This is a genomic window from Bacillus cereus group sp. Bce041 (genome assembly GCF_052646455.1).
In genome coordinates this window covers 159,589-171,328 of record NZ_JBQXON010000011.1, presented here as the reverse complement: position 1 = coordinate 171,328, position 11,740 = coordinate 159,589, and the positions used below count along the sequence as shown (strand labels likewise).

The following is an 11,740-nucleotide window of genomic DNA, read 5'->3' as shown; positions in this document are numbered from 1 at the left end:
ACCTTGAACACCTTGAGGTCCAGTAGCACCAGTAGCGCCGGTAGCACCTGTGTTACCTTGAACACCTTGAGGTCCAGTAGCGCCGGTAGCACCTGTGTTACCTTGAACACCCTGAGGTCCAGTAGCACCAGTAGCGCCGGTAGCACCAGTAGCGCCGGTAGCACCTGTGTTACCTTGAACACCTTGAGGTCCAGTAGCGCCAGTAGCGCCGGTAGCACCTGTGTTACCTTGAACACCTTGAGGTCCAGTAGCGCCAGTAGCGCCGGTAGCACCTGTGTTACCTTGAACACCCTGAGGTCCAGTAGCACCAGTAGCGCCGGTAGCACCTGTGTTACCTTGAACACCTTGAGGTCCAGTAGCGCCAGTAGCGCCGGTAGCACCTGTGTTACCTTGAGGTCCAGTAGCGCCGGTAGCACCTGTGTTACCTTGAACACCTTGAGGTCCAGTAGCACCAGTAGCGCCGGTAGCACCAGTAGCGCCGGTAGCACCTGTGTTACCTTGAGGTCCAGTAGCGCCGGTAGCACCTGTGTTACCTTGAACACCTTGAGGTCCAGTAGCACCAGTAGCGCCGGTAGCACCTGTGTTACCTTGAACACCTTGAGGTCCAGTAGCGCCAGTAGCGCCGGTAGCACCTGTGTTACCTTGAACACCCTGAGGTCCAGTAGCACCAGTAGCGCCGGTAGCACCTGTGTTACCTTGAACACCTTGAGGTCCAGTAGCGCCAGTAGCGCCGGTAGCACCTGTGTTACCTTGAACACCTTGAGGTCCAGTAGCACCAGTAGCGCCGGTAGCACCTGTGTTACCTTGAACACCTTGAGGTCCAGTAGCACCAGTAGCGCCAGTAGCACCTGTGTTACCTTGAGGTCCAGTAGGTCCGGTAACTCCTATACCAGTAGCGCCAGTGGCACCCGTGTTACCTTGAGATCCAGTAGCACCAGTAGCGCCGGTAGCACCTGTGTTACCTTGAACACCCTGAGGTCCAGTGGCACCAGTAGCACCTGTGTTACCTTGAGGTCCAGTAGCGCCAGTAGCGCCCGTGTTACCTCGAGGTCCAGTGGCACCAGTAGCACCTGTGTTACCTTGAGGTCCAGTAGCGCCCGTGTTACCTTGAGGTCCAGTGGCACCAGTAGTGCCCGTGTTACCTCGAGGCCCAGTGGCACCGGTAGGTCCAGTAGCGCCCGTGTTACCTCGAGGCCCAGTGGCACCGGTAGGTCCAGTAGCGCCCGTGTTACCTCGAGGCCCAGTGGCACCAGTAGCGCCTGCTGGTCCAGTAGGTCCGGTAGGTCCTTGAATGAACGAAGCAGAATTAACTAGAGCAGTTTGTAATGCTGCTATTAATTTAAGGAGCTCTTGAAGTGTGCAAGGGTCAATTCGGAATAATTTTGTAATGTATAGTAAATAGTTAATGAGATTTTGAAGCTCAATAAATACAGCGCTTGCTACAAAGGTTGGATTTCTTAATATAGTTATTAAGTTTTTAATAATAGCTAACCCTTGTGCTTTCAGGGAGGAAGTAGCGTCTAGTGAACAAATAAATTTACTCAGTAGGTTCAATGTATCGATTAGATCTTCAATATTTTGGGGAGATGGATTTGCGAAAAGTTTTGGGATTATTTTTGTTAAATCAATAATAATCGCACGAAATGTTCTAAGTTGAGCTTTAGTAATTGGGATTGATGGAGTATTTGGAATTCGTCCGGCGCTACTTGGAAAGCATGGTTTGGAGAATTTGTTTTGATTGTCGTTATAACGAGACATTAAATCTCTCCTTTCTCACGAAAATGTGAACGAAACTCATCATAGTAGATGCAGAAATTAGTTAAATGGTCATAATAAAATCGTTTGTTTAAAGAAAAAATAGAAAAAACGCCTTACAATAAGGCGTTTTTTCTATTTTCTGCGTATTGATAATATCGCTTTAATGAAATTTTTGATTTGAATCCAGCGAGTTTTATAATTTCTGATTCAGGAGTTTCTTTTTTTATTAAGTTTAAAATATAGGTGTTACGAAAATGTTGTCCTGAAATTCCTTTACGTAAATTGGCTCTAGCCACTTCGAGGCGAATCATTTTTTGTATAGCAATTTCCGTTAATGCCTTTGGTGCATCATTTTCATATACCCACCTGTATGTTCCACGGTTAAAATCGAATGCGACAAATAATGGATCATCACTATGGTATTTAGGACGAACTGGTTCCGGGATGCTTTTGTAATAATTATATAGTTGTTTTTTGTCTTCTTTTGCTAATGTAATTGTTCTTTCTACACCTGCGGTTGCTGGGATTGATAATGTGTTAGTTTCAAAGTGAACGTGATGCATTGTTAATGCTGTAAGTTCTTGTAAGGATAAACCGTAGTCAATCAATAGATTTAAAATAGCAATATTGCGATCCATTAATAAAGGGCGCACAGGAAGTTGTTTTTCTGAAAGTCCTTCTAATGAAGTGACTATATACTTTAACCTTTTTTCTTCATCAGGTGAAATGAAATCTTCGTTACGAAGTGTACGGTCTGGTTGAATAGAAATTTCCATATTTTTCAACGGGTTAGGAATGTTTAGAAAATGATGCATTCTATTTAGTACAATAAATACACGATGCATCGTTTTTTCTGAGTAATGTCGATTCGTTTTTAAATCGGAAAAGTAATCTTCGTAGTCTTTTGTACAAAGTGTAGCCCATATATTACTGGAAGGGAGCTTTTTGTTTTTTTCTAACCAATGTCCGAAGTCTTCAACGTCATAAACATAACGTTTAATAGTTGAGGGTTTTCGGCCTTTATTCAATAAAAAAATAGAAAAGGCTTGTATTGTATCATGGAATTCCGTTGTCTCCATAGTCCCACCACCTTAATTATTTCTTATATTATAGCAAACTTTTCTGAAAATAGGCATTTACAAGGGGGACAGGAATAATAATATTTGGTGAGTGGATAAAATGAGGTGATTGTATGGAACAATCGATGCGAAAGAAAAACAACAATCAAATTAATATTGTGTTAAACCATCGAAAGAAAATTTCTTTGCCAGCCGCAGAAAATAAAACGGTAATTTCAAATGAAACTACAATTAAACATGAAATGCTGCAGAGAATTGAAGAAGAGATGGGGAAGCTTGTTGGGATGGATGATATAAAAAAGATAATAAAAGAAATATATGCTTGGATTTATGTGAATAAAAAAAGACAAGAGAAGGGATTGAAGTCTGAGAAGCAAGTGCTTCATATGCTGTTTAAAGGGAATCCGGGTACAGGGAAGACAACTGTTGCTAGAATGATAGGAAAATTGCTGTTTGAGATGAATATTCTATCGAAAGGCCACTTGGTTGAAGCTGAACGTGCTGATCTTGTAGGAGAGTACATCGGCCATACAGCTCAAAAAACAAGAGACTTAATAAAAAAAGCAATGGGAGGTATTTTGTTTATTGATGAGGCGTATTCTTTAGCTCGAGGAGGAGAGAAGGACTTTGGAAAAGAAGCAATTGATACGCTTGTAAAACATATGGAAGATAAACAACATGGTTTTGTATTGATTTTAGCTGGATATTCAAGAGAGATGAATCACTTTCTTTCATTAAATCCAGGGCTGCAATCTCGTTTTCCATTTATTATTGAATTTGCGGATTACTCGGTAAATCAGCTATTGGAAATTGGAAAGAGAATGTATGAAGATCGTGAATATCAGTTATCAAAAGAAGCTGAATGGAAATTTAGGGATCATTTACATGCGGTGAAGTATTCGTCGCAAATTACATCGTTTAGTAATGGGCGGTATGTACGGAATATTGTTGAAAAATCAATTCGTACACAGGCGATGCGGTTGTTGCAAGAAGATACGTATGATAAAAATGATTTAATTGGAATATCGAGTATGGATTTGATGCTCGAAGAGGAGACGCACAGTACATAAACTGTGCGTCTATTTTTGTGTATAAGTTCGTTTACTCTTTTTTTGCTTTTTCTTGGTGCGCTTTATGGAAGCGTTCCATTTTAGCGCTCTTTTCGTGTGCTGAATTAGGATCGTGTCCAAATTGGTTTACTGAACTTTTTTGAGCTCCTTTATTAACGTGGTTTGTCATTTGTATTCACCTCACTTTAAAAATTAGTATAAACATTATATAAAGAAAAAATCGTTAGAAAAGAAAAACCTCTTTACGATATGTAAAGAGGTTAGATTGCTATTTATGGATTGAACGTTCTTTCGTTTCGATACGTCTGTGTGGTAAATGCCATTTGTAATGAATAGAAACCATGCGGAAGCAAACAATTAAAATGAATAAAATGTAAAGAGCCCAATCGCTAACAATAATTTGAGCGCCAATTAAAAAACCTGCTAAAATTGTCCAAAAGGCATATACTTCAGCTCGAAGAACGAGAGGTTTTCTGCGGGCTAAAAGGTCGCGAATGATACCACCGCCGATACCAGTTAAAACAGCTGCCACGATTGTGGCGCTAATTGGTAAATTTAATTTTTGAGCATATAATGCTCCTTGTACAGCAAATGCTGATAAGCCGATAGCGTCAGTGATATTTTCCCACTTTTTCCAATGTCTAATTAACTTATTTGGAAAAAGAAAAATAATAGTCATTGATAAAAGTGCGATTTGGAATAACATGTCTTGTTGCCAAAACGCGACAATCGGATAACCGATTAATAAATTACGAAGGGCACCTCCCCCAAATGCGGTTGCCATTCCTAAAATATACACCCCGAAAATATCATAATCCTCTTCCATTGCAACAATGGCTCCGCTTAGTGCGAAAGCGATTGTGCCTATGATGCTAAAAATCTCCCATGCCATGAATTTTCTCCCCCGCTAACTAGATGAAATGTGCTTCCTCTGCTATTATATTAGAAGGTTTAAATTTCGAAAAGGATGAGTGAACATATTTGATGGAAGAAAAAGAAAAAGTCATATTAGTAGGCTGTCAATTGCCACAAGATGATGATGAAAAATTTATGCATTCCATGAAAGAGCTTGCATCACTAGCGAAGACTGCACGAGCAGAATTGTTAGTGTCAACAACGCAAAAACGACCAAAGTTTCATCCGGCAACTTACATAGGTAAAGGGAAATTAGAAGAGCTTACAATGTTAACTCAAGAATTAGAGCCGGATGTTATTGTATTTAATAATGAATTAACGCCGAGTCAAATTCGGAATTTATCCTCAGTATTAAATGCGAGAGTAATTGATCGAACGCAACTAATACTGGATATTTTTGCGCAACGTGCGAAGTCGAGGGAAGGTAAGCTTCAAGTAGAATTAGCTCAGTTGCAATATACAATGCCGCGTCTTATGGGGCAAGGATTGTCCTTATCGCGTCTTGGTGGTGGTATTGGAACGAGAGGACCAGGTGAGACGAAATTAGAGACGGATCGTCGTCATATTCGATCCCGTATTGATGAAATAAAGAAACAACTTGCAGTTGTTGTGGAACATCGAAAAAGATATCGAGAGAGAAGAAAAGATAATAAAGTATTTCAAGTTTCGTTAATAGGGTATACAAATGCAGGGAAATCGACACTGTTTAATAGATTAACGGAAGCTGATACGTTTGAAGAAAACCTTCTGTTTGCAACATTAGACCCAACGACGAGGAAGATGCCGTTACCTTCTGGTTATACAGTATTACTAACTGATACTGTTGGTTTTATACAAGATTTACCCACTTCATTAATCGCTGCTTTTCGTTCGACACTAGAAGAAGCGGGGGAAGCAGATGTCATTTTACATGTAGTTGATTCCGCGGATCCTAACTACATAGGGCATGAAAAAACAGTAAAACGATTATTATCAGAACTTGAAATTAACCATATTCCTATTATTACGTTATATAATAAAAAAGATGAATTACATCAAAACTTTATTCCGTTTCCGAAAAGTGATTTCTTAATGACTAGTGCTTTTGAAGAAAGTGATTTATTGCGTATAAAAGAAGCGATAGAAACGAAGATGAAGAAAGAAATGGATTGTTATCGAGTGGAAATCCCTCCGAGTGAAGGTAAGTTGTTAACGCTTTTAAAGACGGAAACTCTATTAGCAAAGATGGAGTTTCTAGAAGATAAATTTGTATATGATTGTGCAGGGTATATTTTTACTCATTCATCGCTTAATGTGCAATTAAAGAGATTTTTAGTGGAAGAAGGAGAAAATAAAAATGTTTGATCGTTTGAAAAATGGAGAAAAAATTGCTCCAATTGTAAAAGAAGTAGAGAGTCAGATTACAGAAGTACATAAACGTGCGGATGAAGTGATTGAAAGTAATCAGTTTCGTGTATTAGAAAGTTTTCGGAAACATAAAATTAGTGACTCGCATTTTATCCCGACAACAGGTTATGGTTATGATGATATTGGCCGTGATACGTTAGAAAAAGTGTATGCTGATGTATTTGGGGCGGAAGCTGGACTTGTTCGTCCGCAAATTATTTCAGGTACTCACGCTATCTCTACAGCGTTATTTGGTATTTTACGCCCGGGAGATGAGTTATTGTATATCACTGGGAAACCGTATGATACGTTAGAGGAAATTGTTGGTGTACGTGGGAAAGGTGTAGGTTCATTTAAAGAATATAATATCGGTTACAATGCAGTTCCGCTAACTAGTGCTGGGCTTGTTGATTTTGAGGCTGTTGCAGCAGCGATTCATAATAATACGAAAATGATCGGTATTCAGCGCTCGAAAGGTTATGCTACTCGTCCATCGTTTACTATTTCTCAAATTAAAGAGATGATCGCGTTTGTTAAAGAAATTAAACCTGATGTTGTTGTGTTTGTAGATAACTGTTATGGCGAGTTTATTGAAGAGCAAGAGCCATGTCATGTTGGTGCAGATTTAATGGCGGGTTCGCTTATTAAAAACCCGGGCGGCGGAATTGTTAAAACTGGTGGTTATATTGTCGGGAAAGAACAGTATGTTGAAGCGTGTGCATATCGTTTAACATCTCCGGGAATTGGTGCGGAAGCTGGAGCGTCTTTATACAGTCTGCAAGAAATGTATCAAGGGTTCTTCTTAGCGCCACATGTTGCAGGGCAAGCGCTGAAAGGTGCGATTTTTACAGCTGCGTTTTTAGAAAAGTTAGGAATGAACACGTCACCAGCGTGGAATGCACCAAGAACAGACTTAATTCAATCGGTTCAATTTGATGATAAAGACCGTATGATTGCCTTCTGCCAAGCGATTCAATATGCATCTCCAATTAATTCGCATTTTACTCCGTATGCAAACTATATGCCAGGTTATGAAGATGATGTAATCATGGCGGCGGGAACGTTTATTCAAGGTGCAAGCATTGAATTGTCTGCTGATGGTCCAATTAGACCGCCATATGTTGCGTATGTGCAAGGTGGCTTAACGTATTCGCATGTTAAAATTGCGATTTGTTCTGCGATTGACGAATTGATTGAAAAGAATTTATTAACAATTTCTTAAAGGGAAGCTGTCGATGTCGGCAGCTTTTTTCGTATAAAAGTAATAATTTATGCGATTAGAAAAAAGAATGAAAAAATTTATAAAAAAAATTATAAAAAATCATGTAAGAAAAGCTAACATCTATTGACACTAAACATAACATGGTATAAAATGAGAAGCAGTTAAGGCGAAGGAGGAACTGAAAAATGAAAGAAGATAGACGTTCTGCCCCGCTGTTTCCTATTGGTATTGTTATGGATTTAACACAATTGTCTGCACGTCAAATTCGCTACTATGAAGAGCATAATCTTGTTTCTCCAACCCGTACAAAAGGGAATCGTAGATTATTTTCATTTAACGATGTAGATAAGTTGTTAGAAATTAAAGATTTGTTAGATCAAGGCTTGAATATGGCTGGTATTAAACAAGTGTTACTAATGAAAGAAAATCAAACAGAAGCAGTGAAAGTAAAAGAAGAAACGAAAGAAATTTCAAAAACTGAGCTTCGCAAAATACTTCGAGATGAACTACAACATACAGGTAGATTCAATCGAACTTCATTGCGACAAGGTGACATTTCAAGATTTTTTCACTAAAGATAACTGATTCTGAAGGCGATTAGAGGGACTAAGGAGGAATTTATAATGTCTAGATACACAAAAGAAGATATTTTCCGTTTGGCGAAAGAAGAGAATGTAAAGTATATCCGTTTACAATTTACGGACCTTTTAGGGGTAATTAAAAACGTAGAGATTCCAGTGAGACAATTAACGAAAGCTCTTGATAACAAAATGATGTTTGATGGATCTTCGATTGAAGGTTTCGTACGTATTGAAGAGTCTGATATGTATTTATATCCTGATTTAGACACTTGGGTAATTTTCCCTTGGACAGCTGAAAAAGGTAAAGTAGCTCGACTAATCTGTGATATTTACAATGCAGATGGCACTCCATTTGATGGAGACCCACGTAACAACTTAAAACGTGTGTTAAAAGAAATGGAAGCTTTAGGATTTTCAGACTTCAATCTTGGACCAGAGCCAGAATTCTTCCTATTTAAGGTTGATGAAAAAGGAAATCCAACATTAGAACTAAACGATAACGGTGGATACTTCGACCTTGCGCCGATGGATCTAGGGGAAAACTGTCGTCGTGATATCGTTCTTGAACTTGAAGAAATGGGATTTGAAATTGAAGCATCTCACCATGAGGTTGCTCCAGGACAGCACGAAATTGACTTTAAATATGCAAATGCAATTCGCTCATGTGATGACATTCAAACATTCAAACTTGTTGTAAAAACAATTGCTCGTAAACATGGTTTACACGCAACGTTTATGCCAAAACCACTATACGGTGTGAACGGTTCAGGTATGCACTGTAACTTATCATTATTTAAAAATGGTGAGAACGTATTCTTTGATGCAAACGGTGACTTACAATTAAGTGATGATGCTCGTCACTTCATCGCAGGTATTTTAAAACATGCACCAGCATTTACAGCGATAGCAAACCCAACTGTAAACTCATATAAACGTCTAGTACCTGGATATGAAGCGCCTTGTTACGTAGCATGGTCTGCACAAAACCGTAGTCCGTTAGTACGTATCCCTGCATCTCGTGGTATTAGTACACGCGTAGAAGTGCGTAGTGTTGACCCAGCTGCAAACCCATATTTAGTAATGGCTACATTATTAGCTGCAGGTCTTGATGGAATTAAAAACAAATTAACTCCACCAGCAGCAGTAGATCGTAACATCTATGTAATGACAAAAGAAGAGCGCGAAGAAGCAGGTATCGTTGACTTACCAGCAACATTAGCGCAAGCATTAGTTACATTACAATCTAATGAAGTAGTATGCGGTGCACTAGGAGAACACTTACTTGAGCACTTCATCGAAGCGAAAGAGATTGAGTGGGATATCTTTAGAACACAAGTTCACCAATGGGAACGCGATCAATATATGTCTCTATACTAAGAGGCTTGAACCCTTGATACAACTAGTATCAAGGGTTTTTTAATTCCCTATTATTACAATTTTATGTGGTTGCAAAATGAAAAACAACCACATAAAAGCCAATAATTAATAACAAGTAGTGATATCATAGAAAAACATTATCAGATAAACGTAAGTTTTATATAATTTATGAACTAAAAAAGCCTTGATACTACGGTATCAGGGCTTTTTTAGTGAAGTTATTGGATATATTAACTACTAGATAATGGATTGTTTTTGGTTATTTTGAATCATGTTACTAAGAAAATCTTTTCAAAAGAATTGATTTTATCTTTTTTAAATCACTTGTGCTATAACTTAATAATTCTTTACTGCCTGTACAACGCGAGCGATGATTTTTATGTCCTCATCTGCAAGGCTATAAGTTTGTGGCTTGTGAATCAGATTATCACTCAATGATATTAACGTAATGATGCTTAGTTATAACACAGTCTTATTCAGGATTTCGTTAGTTCATTTTCTAAATTTAGGGAATAAATATAGTTTAGTACCTTGCAATAAACAATACTAAGTGGTATATTATGGATAAAACAGGTACCGTGTATTGAACAGTACTAAGATAGGAAAGGAGGATGGCACTTGAACGTTCAGTTTAAAAAAGGTGTGCTTGAACTTTGTGTATTAGCACTTGTAAAACGTAAAGATAGTTATGGTTATGAACTTGTTCAGCAAATTTCTAATAAATTTTTAATATCGGAAGGGTCAGTATACCCTTTATTACGTCGTTTGACGAAAGAAGGGTATTTTCAAACGTATTTAAAGGAATCTACGGAAGGGCCACCTCGTAAATATTATCAATTAACAGAGCAAGGGGAGACGCAATTTCATTTGTTAGTAACAGAATGGCGTGATTTTGCGAAAGGGGTACAAGAAATTATTGAAGGGGTGGAATGGGATGAGTAAAGAAGGGTTTCTTAAAGAATTATCAAGTTATCTTAGAAAGTTACCAGAGGAAGAGAGGCAAGATATTTTATTGGATTATGAAGAGCACTTTCAGTTTGGACTAGAAGAGGGGAAAACTGAATCGGAAATAATACAGGGCCTTGGTTCTCCGAAAGTAATCGCGAAAGAATTACTTGCGATGTATCGCTTCGATGAAATGAAAAAAAATCCATCGACTTCAAATGTGACAAGAGCTGTTATGGCAGCGATTGGACTTAGTTTGTTTAATTTTATTATTGTGTTAGGCCCGTTAGTCGCAATTATTGCTTTTATATTTTCTTTTTGGATCGGTGGTATTGCTAGTGTAGTAACACCATTTTTCGTTATTGGAAAAGTATTTATGGGTACTTTTATATGGTTGGATCTTTTCGTTAGTATAACGTTTGTTGGGGTAGGTTTATTGTTATGTATTATCGCTTTTTATAGTACAAAGTGGTTTAAGAGATTGTGTGTACGATATGTAATATGGAACTTCAAAATGATAAAAGGAGAGTAAATGATGAAAAAACTATTTTTAATCGCTATCGCTTGTATCATTATTGGAGTAATAGGAATTTCCCAAACATATGAAAAAGCAGTACAAACTGCTGAAAAAGGAGATAAAGAAAATGTAATTAAAAACGAAACATTAAAAAATATAGAAGTTAAGTTAGATGCCGGGGATATTATTGTCCAAAAATCTCCTGACTCTTCTTTTTATGTAAAGCAATCGGGAGATGTACGTAAACAAGAGATTCGTATCGCAGAAGATGGTGACACATTAAAAATTATTGGGGAAAGAGAAAAAGGTGCTTCATTTGATTTTTCTTTTTACAATTTTAGGTTTCAAACGTCTAAATTGACTCTCCTTGTGCCCGAACGCTCTTACCAAGATATAAAAGTAAATTCATCTGCTGGACAAATCGAAATGAGTGATGTGAAAAGTGATAGCGTAAGTGTTAGAACACTTGCTGGAGAAGTAGAGTTGAAACAAGTAACGGCTAAGAATGTGGAGGGATCGACAAAAGCTGGTGAGGTGAACTTTAAGAAGGTATTAGGGAAAGTGACCGCAAAAACAACAAGTGGGGAAATAAATATTCAAGATCATGATTCTAAGTATAATCTAGAAGCAAGTTCAACTGCGGGAGATATAGATATTACTTTATCGGAAAAACCACAAGATGCGGTAATTACTGGGCAAAGTGCTGCTGGAGATGTAACAATTTTTAATGAAGAAAATAAAAATGTAACAATTGGAAATGGTAGTAAAAAGATTAGCGGTAAAACGGCTGCGGGAGATGTGACGATTGAAACTCGTTAATAAGAAATAGAATGCATGGAAATCTATCAAAATACAAAAAGAAGATAATTACCGTATATAAATAAGGTAAT

At 38.0% G+C, this 11,740-nt stretch carries 12 protein-coding genes and 1 pseudogene; 8 read left to right on the top strand and 5 right to left on the bottom strand.

From position 1 onward, the window contains the following. Together ACUN13_RS25500 and ACUN13_RS25495 are read right to left on the bottom strand one after the other, a co-directional pair. A partial coding sequence (locus ACUN13_RS25500) for a collagen-like repeat preface domain-containing protein (RefSeq protein WP_445424013.1) occupies nucleotides 1-1,758 on the bottom strand: 1,758 nt, incomplete at its 3' end. Nucleotides 1,759-1,871: 113 nt separating this feature from the next. Next, a complete protein-coding gene (locus ACUN13_RS25495; protein ID WP_000450326.1) occupies nucleotides 1,872-2,837 on the bottom strand; it encodes a tyrosine-type recombinase/integrase in 966 nt (321 codons plus the stop codon). Nucleotides 2,838-2,950: 113 nt separating this feature from the next. Between ACUN13_RS25495 and spoVK the strand changes: the two genes are divergently transcribed. Then, nucleotides 2,951-3,907, top strand: a complete 957-nt coding sequence (spoVK, locus tag ACUN13_RS25490; protein ID WP_000438177.1) for a stage V sporulation protein K — start codon at nucleotides 2,951-2,953, stop codon at nucleotides 3,905-3,907. 31 nt (nucleotides 3,908-3,938) lie between these two features. Here spoVK and ACUN13_RS25485 read toward each other — a convergent pair whose 3' ends face one another. Together ACUN13_RS25485 and ACUN13_RS25480 are read right to left on the bottom strand one after the other, a co-directional pair. Next, entirely contained in the window at nucleotides 3,939-4,076 is a 138-nt protein-coding gene (locus tag ACUN13_RS25485; RefSeq protein ID WP_000181505.1) for a hypothetical protein, read from the bottom strand. A 99-nt stretch (nucleotides 4,077-4,175) separates the two neighbouring features. After that, entirely contained in the window at nucleotides 4,176-4,799 is a 624-nt protein-coding gene (locus ACUN13_RS25480; RefSeq protein ID WP_000312266.1) for a trimeric intracellular cation channel family protein, read from the bottom strand. 92 nt (nucleotides 4,800-4,891) lie between these two features. Here ACUN13_RS25480 and hflX point away from each other — a divergent pair, with 92 nt between their 5' ends. The 4 genes from hflX (at nucleotide 4,892) to glnA (ending at nucleotide 9,388) form a co-directional block, all read left to right on the top strand. Then, nucleotides 4,892-6,166 carry a GTPase HflX gene (gene hflX, locus ACUN13_RS25475; protein WP_025686812.1) on the top strand — a complete coding sequence of 425 codons (1,275 nt, stop codon included), beginning with the start codon at nucleotides 4,892-4,894 and terminating at the stop codon, nucleotides 6,164-6,166. Further along, nucleotides 6,159-7,430, top strand: coding sequence for a methionine gamma-lyase family protein (locus ACUN13_RS25470; protein WP_025686811.1), 1,272 nt, complete (start codon nucleotides 6,159-6,161; stop codon nucleotides 7,428-7,430). Before hflX ends, ACUN13_RS25470 begins: the two co-directional genes overlap by 8 nt. Before the next feature lie 185 nt (nucleotides 7,431-7,615). After that, nucleotides 7,616-8,005, top strand: coding sequence for a transcriptional repressor GlnR (gene glnR, locus ACUN13_RS25465; RefSeq protein WP_000656783.1), 390 nt, complete (start codon nucleotides 7,616-7,618; stop codon nucleotides 8,003-8,005). Nucleotides 8,006-8,053: 48 nt separating this feature from the next. After that, nucleotides 8,054-9,388 carry a type I glutamate--ammonia ligase gene (gene glnA / locus ACUN13_RS25460; protein ID WP_000092763.1) on the top strand — a complete coding sequence of 445 codons (1,335 nt, stop codon included), beginning with the start codon at nucleotides 8,054-8,056 and terminating at the stop codon, nucleotides 9,386-9,388. A 336-nt stretch (nucleotides 9,389-9,724) separates the two neighbouring features. Here glnA and ACUN13_RS25455 read toward each other — a convergent pair. Continuing rightward, nucleotides 9,725-9,844, bottom strand: a pseudogene (locus tag ACUN13_RS25455) (LexA family protein); the annotation flags it as partial. 162 nt (nucleotides 9,845-10,006) lie between these two features. Here ACUN13_RS25455 and ACUN13_RS25450 point away from each other — a divergent pair. Genes ACUN13_RS25450 through ACUN13_RS25440 form a run of 3 tightly spaced genes read left to right on the top strand, consistent with a single transcriptional unit; the run spans nucleotide 10,007 to nucleotide 11,669 of the window. Next, the gene (locus ACUN13_RS25450) at nucleotides 10,007-10,330 is read left to right on the top strand and encodes a PadR family transcriptional regulator (RefSeq protein WP_001102628.1); all 324 of its coding nucleotides are present in this window, start codon (nucleotides 10,007-10,009) and stop codon (nucleotides 10,328-10,330) included. Beyond that, nucleotides 10,323-10,865 (top strand): DUF1700 domain-containing protein, encoded by a 543-nt coding sequence (locus ACUN13_RS25445; RefSeq protein ID WP_000031383.1) that lies wholly within the window; start codon nucleotides 10,323-10,325, stop codon nucleotides 10,863-10,865. Before ACUN13_RS25450 ends, ACUN13_RS25445 begins: the two co-directional genes overlap by 8 nt. Then, on the top strand, nucleotides 10,866-11,669 hold the full coding sequence (locus ACUN13_RS25440; protein ID WP_098214150.1) for a DUF4097 family beta strand repeat-containing protein: 804 nt from the start codon (nucleotides 10,866-10,868) through the stop codon (nucleotides 11,667-11,669). Nucleotides 11,670-11,740: the final 71 nt, after the last annotated feature.

What these genes read in the sequence shown, in the direction of transcription:
- ACUN13_RS25495 (WP_000450326.1), bottom strand. Translation starts at nt 2,837, where the DNA reads ATGGAGACAACGGAATTCCATGATACAATACAAGCCTTTTCTATTTTT.
- spoVK (WP_000438177.1), top strand. Translation starts at nt 2,951, where the DNA reads ATGGAACAATCGATGCGAAAGAAAAACAACAATCAAATTAATATTGTG.
- ACUN13_RS25485 (WP_000181505.1), bottom strand. Translation starts at nt 4,076, where the DNA reads ATGACAAACCACGTTAATAAAGGAGCTCAAAAAAGTTCAGTAAACCAA.
- ACUN13_RS25480 (WP_000312266.1), bottom strand. Translation starts at nt 4,799, where the DNA reads ATGGCATGGGAGATTTTTAGCATCATAGGCACAATCGCTTTCGCACTA.
- hflX (WP_025686812.1), top strand. Translation starts at nt 4,892, where the DNA reads ATGGAAGAAAAAGAAAAAGTCATATTAGTAGGCTGTCAATTGCCACAA.
- ACUN13_RS25470 (WP_025686811.1), top strand. Translation starts at nt 6,159, where the DNA reads ATGTTTGATCGTTTGAAAAATGGAGAAAAAATTGCTCCAATTGTAAAA.
- glnR (WP_000656783.1), top strand. Translation starts at nt 7,616, where the DNA reads ATGAAAGAAGATAGACGTTCTGCCCCGCTGTTTCCTATTGGTATTGTT.
- glnA (WP_000092763.1), top strand. Translation starts at nt 8,054, where the DNA reads ATGTCTAGATACACAAAAGAAGATATTTTCCGTTTGGCGAAAGAAGAG.
- ACUN13_RS25445 (WP_000031383.1), top strand. Translation starts at nt 10,323, where the DNA reads ATGAGTAAAGAAGGGTTTCTTAAAGAATTATCAAGTTATCTTAGAAAG.
- ACUN13_RS25440 (WP_098214150.1), top strand. Translation starts at nt 10,866, where the DNA reads ATGATGAAAAAACTATTTTTAATCGCTATCGCTTGTATCATTATTGGA.